15 protein-coding genes and 2 pseudogenes are annotated in these 17,083 nt (G+C 67.9%); 13 read left to right on the top strand and 4 right to left on the bottom strand.

Annotated features, from left to right (window positions below; translation table 11 throughout):
* Positions 1–78: 78 nt before the first annotated feature.
* Together ACF1GV_RS40145 and ACF1GV_RS40140 are read left to right on the top strand one after the other, a co-directional pair.
* Positions 79–889, top strand: a pseudogene (locus ACF1GV_RS40145) (IS5 family transposase).
* Between the two features lie 41 nt (positions 890–930).
* Positions 931–1,806 (top strand): hypothetical protein, encoded by an 876-nt coding sequence (locus ACF1GV_RS40140; RefSeq protein WP_391691740.1) that lies wholly within the window; start codon positions 931–933, stop codon positions 1,804–1,806.
* Positions 1,807–1,955: 149 nt separating this feature from the next.
* On the opposite strand, the gene ACF1GV_RS40135 is transcribed toward ACF1GV_RS40140, so the two are convergent.
* The 3 genes from ACF1GV_RS40135 to ACF1GV_RS40125 all read right to left on the bottom strand — a co-directional run bounded on the left by ACF1GV_RS40135 (position 1,956) and on the right by ACF1GV_RS40125 (position 3,960).
* Positions 1,956–2,246: a hypothetical protein gene (locus ACF1GV_RS40135; protein ID WP_391691814.1), complete on the bottom strand. Its 291-nt coding sequence runs from the start codon at positions 2,244–2,246 to the stop codon at positions 1,956–1,958.
* Positions 2,180–2,554, bottom strand: coding sequence for a hypothetical protein (locus ACF1GV_RS40130; protein ID WP_391691812.1), 375 nt, complete (start codon positions 2,552–2,554; stop codon positions 2,180–2,182). Before ACF1GV_RS40130 ends, ACF1GV_RS40135 begins: the two co-directional genes overlap by 67 nt.
* A gap of 839 nt (positions 2,555–3,393) precedes the next feature.
* Positions 3,394–3,960, bottom strand: a complete 567-nt coding sequence (locus ACF1GV_RS40125) for a TetR/AcrR family transcriptional regulator (RefSeq protein WP_391691737.1) — start codon at positions 3,958–3,960, stop codon at positions 3,394–3,396.
* Between the two features lie 167 nt (positions 3,961–4,127).
* Between ACF1GV_RS40125 and ACF1GV_RS40120 the strand changes: the two genes are divergently transcribed.
* The 10 genes and pseudogenes from ACF1GV_RS40120 (at position 4,128) to ACF1GV_RS40075 (ending at position 14,684) form a co-directional block, all read left to right on the top strand.
* A complete protein-coding gene (locus tag ACF1GV_RS40120; RefSeq protein ID WP_391691734.1) occupies positions 4,128–4,856 on the top strand; it encodes an ABC transporter ATP-binding protein in 729 nt (242 codons plus the stop codon).
* Positions 4,853–7,276 carry an FtsX-like permease family protein gene (locus tag ACF1GV_RS40115; RefSeq protein WP_391691732.1) on the top strand — a complete coding sequence of 808 codons (2,424 nt, stop codon included), beginning with the start codon at positions 4,853–4,855 and terminating at the stop codon, positions 7,274–7,276. The genes ACF1GV_RS40120 and ACF1GV_RS40115 overlap by 4 nt, the downstream gene beginning before the upstream one ends.
* 284 nt (positions 7,277–7,560) lie before the next feature.
* Entirely contained in the window at positions 7,561–8,439 is an 879-nt protein-coding gene (locus ACF1GV_RS40110) for an MBL fold metallo-hydrolase (RefSeq protein WP_391691729.1), read from the top strand.
* A gap of 48 nt (positions 8,440–8,487) precedes the next feature.
* Positions 8,488–8,874, top strand: a pseudogene (locus ACF1GV_RS40105) (transposase); the annotation flags it as partial.
* A 364-nt stretch (positions 8,875–9,238) separates the two neighbouring features.
* Entirely contained in the window at positions 9,239–9,706 is a 468-nt protein-coding gene (locus ACF1GV_RS40100; protein ID WP_391691726.1) for an alpha/beta hydrolase, read from the top strand.
* Between the two features lie 208 nt (positions 9,707–9,914).
* Positions 9,915–10,145, top strand: coding sequence for a hypothetical protein (locus ACF1GV_RS40095; RefSeq protein ID WP_391691723.1), 231 nt, complete (start codon positions 9,915–9,917; stop codon positions 10,143–10,145).
* 83 nt (positions 10,146–10,228) lie between these two features.
* Entirely contained in the window at positions 10,229–11,116 is an 888-nt protein-coding gene (locus ACF1GV_RS40090) for a helix-turn-helix domain-containing protein (RefSeq protein ID WP_391691719.1), read from the top strand.
* A 69-nt stretch (positions 11,117–11,185) separates the two neighbouring features.
* Entirely contained in the window at positions 11,186–11,881 is a 696-nt protein-coding gene (locus tag ACF1GV_RS40085) for an NAD-dependent epimerase/dehydratase family protein (protein ID WP_391691716.1), read from the top strand.
* A gap of 836 nt (positions 11,882–12,717) precedes the next feature.
* Positions 12,718–13,989: a hypothetical protein gene (locus ACF1GV_RS40080; protein WP_391691713.1), complete on the top strand. Its 1,272-nt coding sequence runs from the start codon at positions 12,718–12,720 to the stop codon at positions 13,987–13,989.
* A gap of 539 nt (positions 13,990–14,528) precedes the next feature.
* Entirely contained in the window at positions 14,529–14,684 is a 156-nt protein-coding gene (locus tag ACF1GV_RS40075) for a hypothetical protein (protein ID WP_391691711.1), read from the top strand.
* 131 nt (positions 14,685–14,815) lie between these two features.
* Here ACF1GV_RS40075 and ACF1GV_RS40070 read toward each other — a convergent pair whose 3' ends face one another.
* Positions 14,816–15,532 (bottom strand): hypothetical protein, encoded by a 717-nt coding sequence (locus tag ACF1GV_RS40070; protein ID WP_391691708.1) that lies wholly within the window; start codon positions 15,530–15,532, stop codon positions 14,816–14,818.
* A gap of 351 nt (positions 15,533–15,883) precedes the next feature.
* Between ACF1GV_RS40070 and ACF1GV_RS40065 the strand changes: the two genes are divergently transcribed.
* A complete protein-coding gene (locus tag ACF1GV_RS40065) occupies positions 15,884–16,765 on the top strand; it encodes a hypothetical protein (protein WP_391691705.1) in 882 nt (293 codons plus the stop codon).
* Positions 16,766–17,083: the final 318 nt, after the last annotated feature.

The following is a 17,083-nucleotide window of genomic DNA, read 5'->3' as shown; positions in this document are numbered from 1 at the left end:
AACGGCTAACACAATGAGGTGGATCGGTCCTGGTCGGCTTGCCGAGGGCGGGAGTTGAGCGTTCGGCTGGTTGTGAGGATATCGCCGTGGACCGTGTCGGACGAGCTGTGGGATCGCCTGGAGCCGCTGTTGCCGCAGCGTGAGCGCAGGTTCCGGTACCCCGGCCGCAAGCCACTGCCGGACCGGGATGTGCTGTGCGGGATCCTGTACGTGCTGCATACCGGGATTCAGTGGGAGTACCTGCCGCAGGATCTCGGGTTCGGCTCGGGCATGACGTGCTGGCGGCGCTTACGGGACTGGAACGAGGCCGGCCTGTGGCAGCGGCTGCACGAGGTCCTGCTTGCTGAGCTGAACGCTGCCTCGCGGCTGGACTGGTCTCGATTCGTGGTCAACTCCTCCCACGTCAGGGCGTTAGAAGGGGGATTCATACGGGCCCCTCACCGGTCGACCGGGGCCGGCCGGCTCGAAACATCACCTGATCACCGATGGGCACGGCACCCCGCTCGCGGTCTTGCTGACCAGCGGCAACCGCAACGACGTCACCCAACTGATGCCGTTGCTCGACGCGCTCCCACCGGTCCGCGGCCGCATCGGTCGTCCCCGCCGCAAGCCGGACTCGCTGTTCGCCGACCGTGGCTACGACCACACCGTCTACCGCGACCAGGTCCGCGCCCGCGGCATCGTTCCCGCGATCGCTCGCCGAGGCACCCGGCACGGCATCGGACTGGGCACCTACCGCTGGGTCGTGGAGAGGAGTTTCGCGTGGCTGCACGGCTTCCTACGCCTACGAATCCGCTGGGAACGGCGAGCCGACATCCATGAAGCGTTCCTCAAACTCGCGTGCTGCCTGATCGCACACCGGCAACTCAAGGCTCTCTGCAGTGGTTGAGGGAGGTGAGGTTGAGCGCCGAGTCGGAAAGGATAGAGGTCATGTCAGAGACTCTCTACGGACTCTTAGGCGTGTTGGGCGGCGCCCTGGCCACCAGCGCGGCAGCCTACTGGGGCCCCTTGCAAGTACAGCGTGAGCAGTCCAAGGCCGCCCGCAGGGAGGCCGAGTCGGCACGTGACGAGGCACGTCGGCAGTCTCAGAAGGAGGGCGAGCTGAACCGCATCATCAGCATGCGTAAGGCCACGCGCGCCTGGTCCGATCTGCTTGCGCGGACGATTCAAGATCTTGGACTGGGTCGACCAGTCCAGATTGAGGACTTCGATGCCGCCGCGGCGGACGCTAGCGACCAGGCACAGCTCGCCCTTGATCACGCGTTGCATGACGGCATCTGGATCCACCAGTCGAGTTATGGATACCCCGCCCACCGCTCCCCTGCCGAAGGCCGCTCTCACGAGCAGGCACGGGTCCTGGCTGCACTGAGGCGCGTAACCGAACTGATTCGAGAGGCAGCGATCAATCAAGCACATCTGGACGACTCTCGCTCCGAAGAGTTGAAGCGTGCGCTTGACTTGGCAGATGAAGCACGCGCAGCCCTGGCCACGGCACTGCTGAACCGACTAGAACAGATCATGGAGATCACCACCATCGGGGGACCTGTTGCCCGTTCGTCCTCTGATGAGCAGGACGATTCATCCCCGCCACTCGCTCAAGGCAGCCCGAGGGTAGGGCGGGAGGTCACCGTGGAAGGCGCAAACGGCGCAGTCACAGTGAGGGCGCCTCGCCGCGACTCGGCTGAACTCGACAGTCCTGATTCGCGCCCTGCACATCCGGACTGGGCCACGCTCGCTGCAGCGGCCACGCGAGACCCCAGCCGCTGGAGGTTGCTGCTCTCTCCTCGAAGGAGACGTCGACCCTGACGGTCAACACTTCGGCTCGACTCCACCAACACGTCTACGCCCTTGCTCCGCGCCAGAGGCAAGCCCAGCCTGAGGGACCACAGCGTGGTCGTCAAGCCAAATCCCCTCATTGTGTCAGCCGTTGTTAGGCGGCAATCCCACTGCCCCGGTCATGCGCCGTCGTTGGTCTGGTTGCCGTCGGCGTCGTAGATGTAGCCGGTGGTGGCCGTGCCGGCGGTGGTGGAGGTCAGCTGGTCGCCGGCGTCGTAGGCGTAGGTCGTGGTGGTGCCGGCTTCGGCGGCGGTCTTGAGGTTTCCGGTCTTGTCGTAGGTGTAGGTGCTGCCTGTGGTGCCGGTCAGGCAGGAGGTGGCCGAGGTGTCGGTGAACTGGCGGGTCATGCGGCCCGCGTCGTCGTAGGCGTAGCGGGTCGGGTAGCCGGTGGCGGGCTTGTCGGTGACCAGGCGGCCGTTGCGTCGTAGGCGAAGGTGCTGTTCAGGGTGGGCGTGGTCAGGGACGCCAGGCGGCCGGCTTGGTCGTAGGTGCGGGTCTCGGCGCGGGCGGTGGTGGTGGGCACGGTGACGCTGGTGAGGTTGCCCGCCTTGTCGTAGCCGTAGGAGAGGGCCTTGCTGTTGGTCGTCTGTCTCTTGATCCGGCCGGTCTTGTCGTAGGGGTAGCTGGTGGCCCGCCCGTCCGGATAGGTGCGCGACTTGAGGGTGTCGTCGGTGTTCCAGGTGTAGCTGAACGGCTTGGCCGCGACCGGCGAGCTGATCGTGAGGAGGTTGTCGTCGTTGAACTTGCCTACCGTCCAGGGTACTTAGCCCGGCGCGAGCGCGAGCGTGGCCGCATCTTCCTTGCCAGACTTGGCTGGAGCAGCGCGCCCCTGCCGCGCCTTACCGCACCGTCAGATTCAGCCAGTCCTCTGCCACAGCGGTTCGCTGACCTGTGACTCGCAAGCCAACGCGCCCTACAACCAGGGCGGCCGGCGCGTGCGGGCGGACAGCGCGATCCTCGCCGCGCCTACCGCCTCCGCGACATCGTCGCCTTCCTGCAGGAAGCCGGCATGGAGGCAATCGACGACCTGGACGTCATCCGCTCCGACAACATCGAGTGGGGTGGCGGCCCGAAGGTATGGGGTGAGGCACCGGGGTAGCCGAGGCTAAAAAGACGGGCGGTTGCTCAGGCCCGTCGTGACCGACGAGCGACGTCTGCAGTGCGAGCAGGTCAGTGTCGTCGAGGCGCGGCACGTTCCAGCTGTTGGCTTGCGCGTGCGCGATGAACTGCTGGTCGAGTGCCACGTGGTAGCGCTCGACGTAGTACGCCAGGTCCGAGTGCCACAGCCAGTGCCCGTTCGTCAGCAGGTGCAGTCCGCCGAGGACGGCGTTCCCAGGGCTGAGGACGTCACGCACGAGCGTGGTCGTCGCGACCTTCGCTGGCCGGTGTCGGCGGCCGAGACGGCGACGACCAGGGGCAGTCCGTACGTGTCCGACGGGACGTGAGGATCCCGGCTTGGCCGGTCCAACGTGCTCAAACCTCTGAGGGCACCTTGGCTGGGACCGGCGCAAACGCGCCAAGGTCGCTGGTGGAGGGCTGGCGACCGTCGCCTGCCGATCAGCGGCCGCCGGCCTCGACACCGGGCCGGGTGAGCGTCCGGAAGATCTCGTCGATTTCCTCCGGCGTACTCTGCGGGGTCTCGGTGAGCCACCACTCCAGGCAGGCGAGGTGGGAAGCGACGATGAAGCGCACGACCGCTTCACCGGGCACTGCGCCAGAGGTGGTGGACGGGATCTCGTCGCGGACGACGTCGGCGAGCAGTCCCTCGATGTGCTTCAGCACGGGGCGCAGGCCGCCTCGGGTGAAGACGGCCCGTGCGAGGTCCCCCTGTTCCTGGATGTGGCGCAGGAACGGCAGGCTGAAACGCAGCGGACCGCGGTTCGGTACCGCGGTGGCGTTAGGCGGCGGTTGGTCTACCAGGGAACGGAGGTTGGCGAAGCCGTCCTTCAGCAGGTCGTCCTTGTTCGAGTAGTGGTTGTAGAAGGTGGAGCGGCCGACGTCGGCGCGGTCGATGATGTCCTGGATCGTCACGCCCTCATAGCCCTTCTCCACCATGAGTTGGAAGAGTGCCTGCAGGAGTGCCTGCCGCGTGCGGCGAATCCTGCGGTCCGGCTTTGTGACCATCGTCACCCCCGTGTTACTGGCCACCAGCCGCGGATTTTGTTCAAAACCGCTCACTCCGCCGTGGCCTGTTTCTTGTCCGGCTTCCGTTTCTGGACCTTAATCCTCTAGTGAACGCATGTCCAGAAACTCTGAGCAAGGATGAGGTGGTGCCATCCATGTCGCCCACGATGGAAAGTTCCGCAGGCGATCCGGTGATCGCTGCTCACGGACTCGTCAAGACATATCCGTTGCCTTCCGGGGAGGTCACCGCGCTCGGGGGGATCGACCTGCAGGTCGACGCAGGGGAATTCGTCGCCGTGGTGGGCCGGTCGGGCAGCGGCAAGACCACGCTGCTGAACCTTCTCGCCGGGATCGACCGGCCCACCGCCGGAGAGATCGTCCTGGCCGGGACGGCCGTCCACACACTCAAGGGCTCGCAGCTGGCCGCCTGGCGGGGCAGGTGCGTCGGCCTGGTGTTCCAGTTCTTCCAACTGCTGCCCACCCTGACCGTGGCGGAGAACGTGATGCTGCCGATGGACCTGTGCGACACCGTCCCCGCACGTGACCGCCGCGCCCGGGCCCTGGCACTGCTGACCGAGGTCGGAATACCTGAACAGGCGGACAAGCTGCCCTCGGCACTCTCGGGCGGACAGCAACAACGCGCCGCGATCGCGCGGGCCTTGGCGAACGAGCCCCCTGTGCTGCTGGCCGACGAACCGACCGGCAACCTGGACTCGGCCACCTCCGACAGCGTGCTGGACCTGTTCGCCCGACTGGCGGCAGACGGCCGGACCGTGCTCATGGTCACCCACGAACGCGATCTGTCCCGCCACGCCACCCGGCAGATCACCCTCGCTGACGGCCTCATCAGCGAGGACTCGACGACCCTGCGCGTACGACAGGACGTGGCCTCATGACCCGCCTGCGGCTGCGGAAACTGGGCCGCGACCTGTGGGCCACCCGCTCCAGGGTCGCGATGATGACCATCGCACTCGCGGTCAGCGTGCTCGTGGTCACGGCGTTCCTCTCCTCCCGGGCGATCATCGGCCGGGAGATCACCCGCAACTACCAGGCCACCCACCCGGCCTCAGCCACCCTGCACGTTCCCGGCGGCGTCGACGCGGCCACCCTCGCCGCCGTTCGCACGCAGCCCGGCGTCCTGGACGCCGCGGCCCGCAGCACCCTCCAGGCCCGGATCAGGGTCGGTGACGGACCATGGCGCATCCTGGTGCTCTTCACCAGCGACCCGGCCGATCCCCAGCGGATCAACACGGTCGCCGTGGAGCACGGAAGCTGGCCCCCGCCCAAGGGGTCTCTGCTGCTGGAGCGCACCGCCCTCGGCCTCCTTGGGGTGAGCACCGGTCAGCGAGTGACCGTCGAGGCGCCCGGCGGCCCACCGACCCCCATGACGGTGGCCGGTTCGGTACACGACGGCGGAGTGGCGCCGGCAGGGCAGGAGCAGACCGCCTACGCCTACACCACCACCACCGCTCTGTCCGCCCTGGGACGGCCTCGGACCCTGGACCAACTGCGCATCGTCGTCGGCAACCACACCACGGTGGCCACCAGCTCCTCTGTCATCGACCGCACCGCGCAGCGCGTCGCCGCCCGGATGAAGGCACTGGGTCACCCGGTCAGCAGCATCGACATCCCGCCCCCGGGACGGCATCCCCACCAGGGGCAGATGGTCATGGTCGGGTTCGTGCTCCTGGCTTTCGGGCTCATGGCGCTGCTGCTCGCCTCGATCCTGGTTGCCACCATGCTCGGCGGCATGCTGACCGCACAGATCCGGCAGATCGGGGCGATGAAGGCGGTCGGTGCCCGAACCGGCCAGATTCTCCAGATGTACCTGGCACTGGCCGCCGCGATCGCACTCACTGCCACCGCACTCGCACTCGCACCCGGACTCGCCCTGGGGCGCGTCCTGGCCGGGCAGGCCGCCCGTCTGCTCAACCTCGACATCGCCCGAGAGTCCGTACCCCCCTGGGTGTACGCGGTCGCGCTGGGCGCCGGAGTCGGCGTACCCCTGCTGGTGGCCCTCGTGCCGCTGCTGCGGGGCAGCCGCATCACCGTTCGCCAGGCCATCGACGACCACGGGGCGGACCCCGCCGCCCTGGGCGGCTTCGCCGAAAGGTTCCTGGCGCGCCTTCGCGGCCCCAGCCGTACCCAGCTCATGGCTCTGCGCAACATGTTCCGGCGCCGCGGTCGCCTTGTACTCAGCGTCGGACTCCTCACCGTGGCCGGCACCATGTTCCTCACCGGGCTGAACACCGCAGGCGGTTGGAGCTCCCTGGTCTCCGAGAGCATCAGCCGACGCACCTACGACCTCGAAATACGGCTCGACAGGCCCTACCCCGCCGACCGGCTCGCGGCACTCGCACGCGCGACCCGAGGTGTGGCGGCCGCCGAGGCCTGGGGCCGGACCGCGGCCACCGTCCACACGGCCGGACAGGTCGACGTGGCGCACGTATACCCTGACGAAGGTCACGCCAGCTTCACCGTGCTGGCGCCCCCCGCCGGCTCCCTCCCGACGCACCCGCCGCTCATGGCCGGCCGGTGGCTGCGCCCCGAGGACACCGACGCCGTCGTGCTCAACAACCTGGTGCCCGCACAGCAGGCCCCCGGGACCACCGTCGGCGACACCATCACCCTCACCATCGCCGGACACCCCGTCACCCGCCGGGTGGTGGGTATCGTCTCCGACTTCGGCACCCAAGGCGCCGCCTACCTCACCGACCGGGACTACGCCGCCGTCACCGGCACCCTCGGCCAGGCCGAAATGCTGCGCGCCGTCACCGACAGCCACGACCCCGCGAGCCGGCAGGCGGTCCTCGACCGGCTGGGCAACGTCCTGACCCGGGCGGGCACGGGCATCCAGCAGGCCACCACCATCGACACGCTGCGCGTGGCGCTGGACGGACACGTCCTGGTCCTGGCCGACGCCCTGATCGCCCTCGCGGTCGTGATGGGCTTCGTCGGACTGCTGGGCCTGGCCTCCGCATTGAGCACAAGCGTCCTCGAACGGACCAGAGAGTTCGGCGTGCTGCGCACGCTCGGCGCCACCGCCTCCGCGATCCGTACCGTCGTCGTCACCGAAGGCGTCCTGACAGCCGCGCTCAGCCTGCTGCTCGCGACGGTCGCGGCCCTGCCCCTGACCCAGGTGTTCGGGAACTTCATCGGTAACCAGGCGTTCCGGCAGGACCTCCCGTTCGACTTCTCGCTCCCGGCGCTCGTGCTGTGGAGCCTGCTCACCCTGTTGGGCGCCGCCGCAGCCAGCGCCGCAGCCGCCAGACGCGCCTCGCTGACGACCGTACGCGAAGCCCTCGTCGCTCTGTAGCACGCGTCCCCGATCCGGCAGCACGCATCCCGACCCGGTGGCAACCCGGATCGCGTAGCACCCACCCGGATCCGGCAGCACGCATCCCGATCTTGTAGCACCCGTCCCGGAGGACAAAACACCATGAGCCGTAACCGCAAGATCCTGATGACTCTCCTCGGCGTCGCCCTTCTGATGGCGGCCATCCACTTCACCATTAACGGCATCCCGGCCCTCAGCAGCCTCAACCCCCACGGTCACTGATCCACCACCGAACACAAGCACAGACCCCAAGAAGGCGACCCATGCCGAACCTTGACATCCCCAGCGCCCAACCCACTCCGATCCGGGTGGGAGCCCGCACCATCGTGCCCCTCGTGGAAGCCGTCGGCCCGGCCCTGCCCGCCCGCGCCACCTACCCGCAACTCGACCAGGGCGAACTGCAGGATCTGGTAGAGGCCTACGGAGACACCTACAGCGGCTCTTCCCGAACCCGTCTGCGCGTCATCTGTCAGGGCTTCGCGATCCTCGGAGCGGGGCAGGTCATCCTCGTCGACACCTGCCTCGGCGGTCCCAAGCCCAACCGACCCCATCCCAGAGCCGACTTCGTCTCACGCTGGCCCTCCGCCCTGGCTGCGGCGGGGATCAGCCCAGAGCATGTGGACACAGTGATCAACACCCATCTGCACCACGACCACGTCGGCTGGAACACCACCTTCGAGGCGGGAAAGCTGAGGCCCACCTTTCCCAGGGCCCGATATCTGACGACAGCGGAGGAGTACTCGCACGCCACCCGCGGCAAGCCGCAAGTCCACATCACCAACAGCCTGCTGCCGCTGCACGCCACCCAGCAACTCGACACCTGCGAACCCGAGACTCGCATCGACCAGGAAGTGAGGCTCATCCCCGCGCCTGGGCACACCCCCGGCCACGTCTTGGTCGAGATCGACAGCCAAGGCCAACGCGCAGTGCTCGCCGCGGATCTGATTCACCACCCCCTGCAGCTGCGCCGCCCCGACGTGTCCGCCGCGATGTGCACCGATCCTCACCAGTCCGCCGTCACCCGCAGGACGATCCTCCATCGATACGCCGACACCGGTACGTTGTTCCTCCCCAGCCACCTTCCGAAGGGCGGCTACCTGCGCAGCGCCGATGAGGGCTGGAGGCTGGCGGAGACGCCATGAATCCGGGCCGCGGCACCCGTGCGCACCGAGTGACTGGGCGTGTTCCGGATGAAGAAGGGGACACGATCGGCAGGGGTGCAGCGGCAGTGGCACCGCCGGGCGGACGGAGAACTGCCAGGTCGGTGTCTTCCTCGCCTATGCCACGAGCCGCGGGCGAACGCTGATCGACCGGCGTCTTTATCTGCCCACCTCCTGGATGGATGACCGTGAAAGGTGCCGCCGGGCCGGCATCGACGACGAGGTCGCCTTCGCAACCAAAGTGGCCATGGCCAAGGCGATGGTCCGCCGCGCGATCGCGGACGAGATCCCGTTCGCTGGGTCACCGCGGACGCCGCCTACGGCTTCTCCAAGGGCTGGCGGTCCGAGCTGGAGCGGGCGGATGTCTTCCACGTCATGGCCACCACCCGCCACGACACCGTGGCCACCCGCTGGGCCGGCGCACCGGAGGGACTCGATCTTCCCGGGACCGGAGACACGTTCTCCATCCGGAACGGGCTGCACACGAACCGTTCGGTGCTTCAGTCAGGCGTACGCAAGCAGTGGAGCCCCCTCGTGCCGGCGAACCCGTTCTTGGCCCCGCCGGGCGAGGAACCCGGTGTGTCGTTGCTGGTCAGGTGCCTAGGAAAGATCCTTCCCATTGTGGACAAGTCGCACCGGGGGCACTCTCGAAACGTGGCATCCGGGCAGCAGACGGACCAGCCGCCCCCGCGGGCAGAGAAACGCCCACGCCGGCATCCTGTCGGCCTCACCGGCTACGGCTGTGACGGCGCGGGGCACGCATAGACCGAGGAGTACAGAAGTGAACCGCAAGATCACCTTCGACCGTGACGGGCTGACCCTGGTGGGCAACCTGTTCACCCCGGACGACCTCGACGAGAACGGCCGCTATCCGGCGGTGATCGTGCAGGGCTCGTTCACCTCGGTCAAGGAACAGATGGCCGGGACCTACGCCGCGAAGTTCGCGAAGCAGGGCTTTGTCGCCCTGGCCTTCGACTACGCCCACTACGGCGAGAGCGAGGGGCAGCCGCGTCAGTACGAGTCGCCCACCGAGAAGCTCAGCGACCTGAAGGCGGCGGTCACCTACCTGACCGATCTCCCCTACGTGGAGGCCGTCGGCATGGTCGGCGTGTGCACCTCCGCCAGCAACGCGGTCTACCTCGCCGCCCAGGACCCGCGTCTGAAGGCTCTGGCGACGATCGCCGGGTTCCTCGTCAACGAGGACGTCTTCACCGCCACCTACGGCGAGGACGGCATGGCCGCGGCGTGAGCAGGCGGCCGCAGCCAGGAAGAAGTACGACGAGACCGGCGAGGCGACGACCATCACGGTCTACAGCGAGACCGACCAGGATGCGGCCAACTACATCCCCGTCGATGGCGCCTTCGATTATTACGACAACGAGGCGCGGGGCAACGTTCCGCAGTACAGGAACGAACTCGATGTCTCCTCGTGGGCGAACTGGCTCGCCTTCGACGCGTTGAGCGAGGCGTCGTCCGTCACGACGCCGGTGATCGTCGTGCACTCCGACGAGAGCGCGTTGCCCGAGAACGCCAAGAAGCTTTACGAGGCCGTTCAGGGCGAGAAGGAGCTCGTGTGGTCCGACGGGAACCACTACGACTACTACGACTCGCCGAAGCAGATCGACAACGCCGTCGCGAACGTGACCAGGTTCTTCCACACCCACCTCACCCAGGGACAGCCTGCCTGACCCCTCCGGGTGCCCGCCTGATTCGCACCCCGTGCCCGGGACGGCCCTCCCTCCCGGGCACGCCCCCGAAGGCAGTGAGAGACGTGAACGCGAAGAACCCGCACCTGGAAGAACTCGGCCAGTTCCTCAAGGCCCGCCGCAGCGAACTCAACCCCGCCGACCTGGGGCTTGACCCGGGAGAGCCGGGCAGCCGCCGTGTGTCCGGACTGCGGCGCGAAGAGGTTGCGGCACGGGTGGCGATCAGCCAGGACTACTACGCCCGCATCGAGCAGGGACGACTCGCCCCTTCCGAACCCGTCCTCGAAGCCCTCGCCGACGTACTGCGCCTCACACCCGACGAGCGCGCCTATGCCGAGAGGCTCGCGCGGCAGGCCGAACGACGCACCCCGCCCAGGCGGCGCCCGACACCGGTACGCCCCCAGATCCAGCTTCTGCTGGACCAGCTGACCGACACACCGGCGTTCGTGGTGGGCAAGTACCTCGACATCCTCGCCTGGAACCCGCTTGCCGCGGCCCTCCTGCTCGACGTCGACAAGATGCTCCCCAAGGAGCGCAACTACGTGCGGATGCTGTTCACCGACCCCCGGATGAAGGACTTCTACGACGACTGGGGGGCCATGGCCCGCGCCGGCGTCGCGCTGCTGCGCATGCAGGCCGCCGACAACCCCACCGATCCCCGGCTCACATCCCTGGTCGGTGAGCTGTCGGTCGCCGATGCACAGTTCCGCCAGTGGTGGGCCGCCCGCCACGTCGCCCGCGAGGAATTCGGCACCAAGACCATCCACCACCCGGACCTCGGCGACCTCACCCTGGACTGGGACGCCTTCCAGTGGGCCGGCGACCCCGACCAGCAGCTCATCACCTGGTCGGCTCCACCCGGGTCCCCCACCCAGGAGAAGTTCCGCATCCTCAGCTCTTGGATCGCGGCCACATCCGCCAGCGACAGCACTGAGAAGGGGACCGAGGCATGACCTGGCCCGCCGGCGACTGACCGAGTACACAGCCCCTCGTTGAACACTGACCGCACAGAAAGAAGATCCATGCGCATCGTCGTCTTCGGGGCCTCCGGCATGATCGGGCACGGCGCCCTGCGCGCCTGCCTTCTCGACGAGCAGGTCACTGAGGTGCTCGCCGTCGTCCGCAGGCCCCTGGACATCGCCCACCCCAAACTGCGGCAGGTCATCCACACCGACTTCGCCGACTACACGCCCATCCAGGAGCAGCTCCACAGCCTGGACGCCTGCCTGTACTGCCTGGGCGTCTCGGCGGTCGGTCGCAAGGAAGACGAGTACACGCGCATCACCCTCGACTACGCCCTCGCAGCCGCCCACGCCCTTGTCGCCGCCAGCCCCGCCCTCACCTTCTGCTACGTCTCCGGCGAGGGCACCGACCCCACGGAGAAGAGCCGGCAGATGTGGGCACGGGTCAAGGGCCGCACCGAGAACGAACTGCTCGCCCTGCCGATGACTGCGCACATGTTCCGCCCCGGGTACGTCCAGCCCGTCGACGGAGCCGTCGCCCGCACACCCCTGTACCGCACGATGTACCGCATCACCGCAGGGCTCTACCCGCTCCTGCAGCGCGCCGTCCCCCGCTACGTCACTACCACCCAAGCCATCGGCCGCGCCATGCTCGCCGTCACCCATGCCAAAGGGACGAGCCCCTCAGTTCTGCGTAACGATGACATCAACGCGCTTTCGCTCAGCTACTCGTCCGGCCGGGCATCCAAGGCGTAGTGCGTGTCCGCCCGCGACGGCCGTCGCACGTCGCGAACAATGCGCAATCAGAAACGCAGCCGGTCACCGCGCCCGCAGGCTCTCAGCGGTCTCCGGACCTGGCTGGCACCGTGAGCGATGAAGTCCCGGACGCGGTGGGGGCTCGGCCATGGCGCCCGGAGGACGGACACCGGCCGGTTGTGTGGACCCGGCCGTCGACGGATCCGCCGGCCCTGTGGGTCATGGCGGCGGGCCGCTGACGGTGGGCCGAGGTGCAGACCAGGCAGGACCGGCCCGACGGACGCGTCATCTACCAGGTGCCCGTCGACGCGGAAGGAACCGGCTCGCAAGGCAGCCGCGCCTATCAGTGGCCACAGGACGGTCTGCGGGTCGCGCACCGCAGCGCGCCGGCTCCCTCCCGCGACGCGCAGCACGGCGGCGGGCTGCCCCGCCCGCCCTCCAGGCGGGTAAGGCCTGCCCCCGCGCGGCCGATGCCGCCGGGCGGCGGGGACGACGGCGCCTTAGCGTCGTGAGCGTGAACGATGCGCCCAGACGGATTGACCCCACCACCGACCGGGCAGCCGCGGCGCTGCTCCTCGTGTGCCGGCCGAGCCAGGTCGGCTACTGCGCGCGCTGACGTGTTATCTGCACCTCCCCCGGCTTCTTGCAGGGGGACAGGCTTTCGTCGGCAGTGGCCGACACACGCCACGACGACTGAGTCACGAGAGAGCGCTCCGGCCCGCCGGCGCGGCCGGATTTCGCCTACTCGTCATCCTCCGGCCGCCATTGATGCCACGTCCCGCTTCCTGAGGTTCCAGTTCACTGGACCCCCGCAACCGGACCTGAAAGAGGGACGCATGTTGAGATGCACGCTGAAGCGCGGGCTTGTCACGCTCGCCGCCATCGGCCTCGCCTCTTGCGTGGGGTCAGCCGCTCCGGCATCGGCGGCCGGCAGCCCACTGACGCTCGCCGTGTTCGGCGACTCGCCGTACGGCAGGTCGGCGTACGCGCCTGCGGGCCAAACCGCCGACACCTCGCAGTTCCAGAAGACTCCGGCGTTCATCGGCACCATGAACAGTGACCCGACGGTCAGCGACGTCATCCAGGTGGGCGACATCCACTCGGGCAAGGAGTTCTGCACCGAGGACTACGACGCCTCGATCGCATCCATGTGGCAGACCTTCACCAAGCCGCTCGTCTACACGCCGGGCGACAACGAGTGGGCCGACTGCCACAAGGCCTCGAGTCTCACCTCGCCCGGTCAGGGCGGCGGCTTCTACGACTCGGCTTCCGGTGCGATCAACTACATCGGCACGAACGGCCTGTCGACCAACACAGCGGACTGCGTCAGCTACCACTGTGGCAACCCGCTCGACAACCTCGCCGAAGTCCGGCAGGACTTCTACGCGCAGCCCGGCCACACTCTCGGCAGTGGGACACTGAACGTGGTGTCCCAGGCCACCGCCTACGACCCGGGCCACCCGGGCGACGCGCAGTACGTAGAGAACGTGATGTGGGCGCAGAACGACATCGTCTTCGTGACCATCAACGTGCCGGGCGGCTCGAACAACGACGCCGACCCCTGGTACAAGGTGCCGGCACCGACTCAGGCGCAGACCGACGAGCGGACCAACCGGACAGCGGCCGACGTCCGCTGGCTCGATGCCGCCTTCGCCGAGGCGCGCGCCAAGCACTCCAAGGCGGTGGTGATCACGGCACAGGCGGACATGTGGGACCTCGACGGCAAGACCAAGGACCACCTGACGAACTACGAGCCGATCATCAGCGAAGTCGCGGCGAAGACGACCGAGTTCGGCCGTCCGGTGCCGATGCTCAACGGTGACTCGCACCTGTACCGCTCGGACAACCCGCTGTCGCCGACGACGACGTGCACCGGCGAAACGGACCCGGCCACCGGCACCAGCGTGTGCGCCCACGACCCGGATGACAACGCGTGGAACGAGCACCCGTACTACAACGTCTCGAACTTCCACCGGATCGACGTGCACGGCAGCACCACACCGCTTGAATGGCTGAAACCGACGGCAGATCCGAACGCCAACTACGCTGTCACCGACACGACCTACGGCCCGTTCAGCTGGCAGCGGATGCCGCAGCCCCAGCTGTAAACCCGCTGATCGCACACGACCGGTCACGGTGTCCATGTGGAGGTCGCAAACTCGTCGACATCACCCATCCGTGGACCAGGGCGACTCCCAAACCCATCGACAAGCGACGCCGCTGCTGCTCGATGGAGCAACCGCCGCGCGCTTCGCGGCGGCCGCCTTCCCGCCCCCGCCTTCTTCTTCACCGCCTGCGCCCACAGAGACACCTCGCGCAGCGCCTTGCCCGGCCCCTTCCTCGGCTGCTGCCGACGTGCCACCTTCGCGGCTTCCTGAGCCGAGTGTGACGGATCATCGTGCGGCATCATGAGCGACGTGGGATCGCCGCAGCCTGATGGCTCCGGCGTGTCTACACCGAGGTCGCCAACGGAGAATTCGGACCCGACAGCGGGCTTGCCTCTCTGACCGACGGCAACCGGGCTCCAGAACACCGGCGCGACTGGCCGTGCGCAGTCAGCATCCACGAATGCAATCGGTCAGAAGGCATGCCGCCGTCACGGCTTTTTCTCACCTATGGCGGCTGCACGATGGAGTGGCATGTCTCCTTGACCGCTGTCGACAACCCGGTGCTTCTCTGCGACACCGACGGCTACCTCGACGGTGAAGATCACCACGACGGCCTGCGCCATGCGACCACCTCACTACGAAAATGGCTTTGGACCTGGGCCGATGGTGGCGACATCTGGGAGGGCGTCCTATAACTCCTCTTCTCCCCATCGTGACGTCACACCCCGCGTCCATCTTCCGACGCCGTCCGACAGGGACGTGGCGAAGACCGGCGGGCGGGGCCGCCGGGGCCGTCGTAGGGAGGCGGCCTGAGCCACACGGCCGGTCAGTGCAGGATGCTGACGGCCCGGGCGATCACAAGGAGCGAGGTGAACAGGGCGGAGACGCTCTGGATGCTCATCAGGAGCTTTGCGCGGGTCGACAGCGGCATCGTGTCGGTCGGGCTGAACGCCGTGGAGTTCGTGACGGACACGTAGAGGTAGTCCACGAGGGTGGGGACCCAGTCCGACGTGCCGCTGGCGCCGTCGGCCACTTCCTGGATGGCATCGTCGTTCTCGTCCTGCGAGAAACGGAAATCCGCCAGGGGCAGCGCCGAGCGGGGCGCCTGGGTGCGGCTGACCGGGCCGCCGCGGTCCAGCTCCCAGTAGGCCAGGCCGAAGACGATGATGTTGGTGAGCCACACCTGGAGCGCCGCGACCAGCAAGGACCGGCCGTCCTTCACCCCGGCGTACACCAGCTCGTGGATCAGGATGACCAGCGCCACCAGATTACTGACGGCGATGACCGCCACGAGCGTGAGGGAAAGCACCCGGAACGTCTTCGTCTGCCGGGTCAGACGCTTCGGATTGATCGCGATCAGCGGAACGAGCAGCAGACACTCCAGGGCGGGCAGCACGTAGCGCGGAGCGACCAGCAGCCGTTGCGGCAGCAACAGGTACAGGGCGATCGCGGCGAGCGTCGCGATGACCGCAGGCAGCCGAACTTCGCCCCTGCGTTCGTGCCGGGGATGCCTGACGCTCGCCTCCGCACGTGTACGTGCCATACCGACTGCTCCTTCCGGTCACCACCACGGACAGCGCCACGACGCCTGCGACCTTCAGCGGTGCAGGCCACCGGGCACCTCCAGCATCTACCCCGAGTACCGCTCTCCCCCGCCTGCCTCGTCCGACGCGCAGGGCGGGCTGGACGGTCTCAGTGCGCGAGGACAGCACACACCCGTCCGTGTGGGCAGGGCCAGCGGCGACCATGCCCTTGCGGGCAGACGCAGTCTCCGAGCACGGCAGCCTGCGCCTGCTCGCCGCAGCGGCTGCCCTCCTGCCGAGGCGCGGCTGTCCACGCTGCACACTGCGCGCCAGGTGACGAACCTGCTCTCGCCCAACGCCAACCACCCTGGATGCGTCCCTGCAGCCGCTCACTGCGGTCGATCTGGGAGCAGCTGCGCGCGGTGGAGAAAGGCCGACGCTTGCCGCTCGCGGCGCTGCGTCGAGCCATGGCCGGCGCACCCCCTCACGTGCGTGTGGTGACGAGTGACCGGTCAGGAAGGGCACCGTGGGATGCCAATATCTGCCACCTTGTTCAGGTGAAGGATTGGATTCTTGGTGCGGTGATCGTGATCGCAAATGTGGTCATGCTGCTTTGGTCCTACCACTCGTGGCGTAGCCACCGCTTGGGCGCAGATGTCGATCAGGAGCGTGATCGCCTGCGTCAAGAAGTATTCGGGCCGGCGGCCGTTGAGCCAGAGCCGAACGGGACTGTTGAAGGCGAGCACTCGGCGGAGACGCGGTTCGCGAAGCTCCTGATCGAGTACTACGCTTACGGACTCACCCAGGCCCGTCGCAGCTTCAGCGTCAGTCTGACCTGTTCTGTGATGGGTGGCCTCGTACTGCTCGCTGGCATCGGCATGGCGATCTTTAGGGCCGAAAGCACCGGGGACCAGTACGCCTCCGTCACCGCCAGTGTGGCCGGTCTCCTGATGACGGTCATCGGCACCTTGTTCCACCGGCGAGCGGACCTAGCGTTGAAACACATGGAGTCCCAGACCCAGTCGCTCCGGCAGGACATGAAGGTCGAGCGGGATGCCGGTCAGGCGATCCGGCTGCTGGAAGACGTCAAGGACCCGGCGCTCAAGGCCCATCTCCAGGCGGCGTTGATCCTCAAGTTCTCCGCGGCGAAGCTTCCGGAGTTGGACGGAGTGCTCAAGCCAGCCGTTCCTCTTCCTCACGCGAGCGTCAACGGCGCCGTTCCGCAGCAGCACTCGGAGAGCCCCGCGTCGTAGGCGTCGGGCAGCAGGGACCAGCGCAGGCTTGGCCTTGGCCCTCGTGGCCGTACCGGCCTGAGCAACGGACAGATACCGGAAGGCGTCACTCGGCCCCGACTTTGCGGTCAGTGATGGTGTCTTCCTGGCTGCGGCCGGGAACGACCCCATCGCGGCAGACTCCCGCCGCCCGCGGCGGGTGGCGGGGGCACACGGAACCAACCCGGCTCGGTGCGCCCGTTTCGCGCCTCAGACGTTGAAGGTCCCGGGAAACGCGCCGTGGCTCGCACCGGGTGCGGTGAGGGCCAGCCAGCCGTGGCCGCGCACCACGGTGTCCGG

Origin of the sequence: Streptomyces sp. NPDC014006 (genome assembly GCF_043088925.1) — a bacterium.
Taxonomy (GTDB): Bacteria; Actinomycetota; Actinomycetes; order Streptomycetales; family Streptomycetaceae; genus Streptomyces.
The sequence above is the reverse complement of the archived record's forward strand: the minus strand, read 5'-3'. Positions and strand labels throughout refer to the sequence as shown.

Excerpts from the sequence above, each read along its gene's own strand:
- ACF1GV_RS40065 (WP_391691705.1), top strand. The coding sequence starts at position 15,884 with ATGCGTCCCTGCAGCCGCTCACTGCGGTCGATCTGGGAGCAGCTGCGC.
- ACF1GV_RS40140 (WP_391691740.1), top strand. The coding sequence starts at position 931 with ATGTCAGAGACTCTCTACGGACTCTTAGGCGTGTTGGGCGGCGCCCTG.
- ACF1GV_RS40070 (WP_391691708.1), bottom strand. The coding sequence starts at position 15,532 with ATGGCACGTACACGTGCGGAGGCGAGCGTCAGGCATCCCCGGCACGAA.
- ACF1GV_RS40110 (WP_391691729.1), top strand. The coding sequence starts at position 7,561 with ATGCCGAACCTTGACATCCCCAGCGCCCAACCCACTCCGATCCGGGTG.
- ACF1GV_RS40080 (WP_391691713.1), top strand. The coding sequence starts at position 12,718 with ATGTTGAGATGCACGCTGAAGCGCGGGCTTGTCACGCTCGCCGCCATC.
- ACF1GV_RS40085 (WP_391691716.1), top strand. The coding sequence starts at position 11,186 with ATGCGCATCGTCGTCTTCGGGGCCTCCGGCATGATCGGGCACGGCGCC.
- ACF1GV_RS40120 (WP_391691734.1), top strand. The coding sequence starts at position 4,128 with ATGGAAAGTTCCGCAGGCGATCCGGTGATCGCTGCTCACGGACTCGTC.
- ACF1GV_RS40115 (WP_391691732.1), top strand. The coding sequence starts at position 4,853 with ATGACCCGCCTGCGGCTGCGGAAACTGGGCCGCGACCTGTGGGCCACC.
- ACF1GV_RS40125 (WP_391691737.1), bottom strand. The coding sequence starts at position 3,960 with ATGGTCACAAAGCCGGACCGCAGGATTCGCCGCACGCGGCAGGCACTC.